The following is a 609-nucleotide window of genomic DNA, read 5'->3' on the forward strand; positions in this document are numbered from 1 at the left end:
GTTCATAAAGGAGTGAAAGAGCGCCTTTACCATAATGGCTCCTCAGGATTGTTTTGGTTATTTCTGTCGCGAGACTGTTGTTCAAATTTACGCCTTAACAAACCAGAAGGGTCGTCAGGTATTCTGCGCATCCATTGCTCATATGAGCGACGTTCTTCATCACTCAACTGATCACTGTAGGCAGCAAACTCACCACTATCATCACTGCCAGCTTGCTGTTGATCAAGCTCATCGAGCGCTTGTGATTGTTGTGCACTAAGTTTTTCGTTCGTCTCATCATTACTAGTCTGTTGCGAGGCGGCATTAGATTGTTCCTCGTTCTGATCTTTAATATCATCAGTGTTCTGAAGAGTTCCCGAATCATCGCCATTCTTCTCAGCGTTTTGTTGCCCGTCTTGATTTTGTTGCCCGTCTTGATTTTGTTGCCCGTCTTGATTTTGTTGCCCGTCTTGATTCTGCTGTCCGTCTTGGTTCTGTTGTTCTTGCTGTTGCTTAATCTGCTCAGCGATCGCTTTGTTTTCTGCCGCTTCGGTGAACTGAGGTTTAAGGTTCAACGCTTGCTCATAAGCACTAATCGCCTCATCAACATTGCCTTGGAGTAGGGCAGAA

General features: G+C 45.3%; 1 pseudogene. It reads right to left on the reverse strand.

Annotation, left to right across the window (positions count from 1 at the left end):
* Positions 1-26 precede the first annotated feature (26 nt).
* Positions 27-609 (reverse strand): annotated as a pseudogene (locus A3762_RS26990) (hypothetical protein); the annotation flags it as partial.

The sequence above is a fragment of the Oleiphilus sp. HI0125 genome, assembly GCF_001635355.1.